This window comes from Flexibacter flexilis DSM 6793, from assembly GCF_900112255.1.
GTDB lineage: Bacteria > Bacteroidota > Bacteroidia > Cytophagales > Flexibacteraceae > Flexibacter > Flexibacter flexilis.
In genome coordinates, this window is the sequence record NZ_FOLE01000039.1 from 1 (window position 1) to 1,327 (window position 1,327).

Here is a 1,327-nt window from a genome sequence, read left to right on the forward strand (position 1 = left end):
CTGGTAATGTATGCAGGAAAACAATTACCCACTTGTTCGGGTTGCTGCCATACCAAATTATAATTACTATCATATAAGCCTACATAACGCCTTACGGGATCTGTCCAAACAGAACCCCCTATCACCAAATACTTCTGATTCGGAAGCTGCTGAACATACGCATCATATATCTTCGCATAGGTCGGAGTACTATAAAAAATATGCTGACGCACCACATTCCCACTCGTATCCAACTCCATGCCCCAAACAGAATTATTCACACTACCTGATACCCAATAATGGCCATTGGCCATACCTTCCACATAATAACCCTCTGTGTAAAGACCGTAGTTATAGTACTTTGTCCATGCCACACTACCATCCGCTCGCATACGCGTTACAAAACAATCCCATGCCATGCCCGAATAGGAACTTACTGCGGTTTGACCAACGGTCAATACATCTCCATTTGGAACTGCACGCACATAATACGCTTGTAAGGCATTCGGCCAACCAGAAACGGTATAGTGTGCTTGCACAAGCCCTTCAAAATTGACTTTTACCAAATGAATATCTGTATCAAAATAAACAGCAGTAATACACAGCCAATAACCATCTGATACCGCATACATACTATTGCCTTTTGATGAAAGATTGGTTGCTATATTCAGGTCTCTAACCCATAATGTATCCCCTAAAGCATTTAATTTGATTAAACAACTTCCATAATAACCAATATTGCCGCTCAATCCTCCGTATTTAAAGCTTGCACCCAATACCATATAATCTGTTGATTGTGGAATGGGACATATTGAATTGGCCATATCATCTTTATACACATTATATGCCTTCTCCCACTGAATCGTCTGAGAATACAATACCTGATGTAACAGAATACTTAATAATATCAGTAATAGTTTTTTCATGTGAGATACTTGTTAAAAACGGCTCTTAGCCATTTAAAGCTAAGAACCGTCATTGAATTTTATCGGACAATACTGATAAGCTGACGACTCACAGAGCCATCCACTTCATAAACACATACGGTATAAATACCGCTCCGCAAATGCGATACTTGAACGCTGGCCTCTTTCCTTGTGTCTTGTAATGAAGAATAAACCATCGTACCACTCATATCCAAGATTTCTACTTTATTGATATTGCGCTCTGAAACAATGCCTACATAACTTGATGCGGGGTTCGGGTAGATACTAACCTTCGCACCACTGCTCAAAACTGGCTTGCTGCTCGTTACCAACCAACTACTATCCGTCTCGGGCAAATACGGCAAGCCAATACCGCCCACTTTCATAAAATACAAATCGAAAAAAGCAGGACTTGGACTATC

General features: G+C 40.5%; 2 protein-coding genes. Both read right to left on the reverse strand.

Going from position 1 to position 1,327, the window contains the following annotated elements; genetic code table 11:
• A partial coding sequence (locus tag BM090_RS18040) for a hypothetical protein (protein WP_143084050.1) occupies nucleotides 1–905 on the reverse strand: 905 nt, incomplete at its 3' end.
• 59 nt (nucleotides 906–964) lie between these two features.
• A partial coding sequence (locus tag BM090_RS18045; protein ID WP_143084051.1) for a T9SS type A sorting domain-containing protein occupies nucleotides 965–1,327 on the reverse strand: 363 nt, incomplete at its 5' end.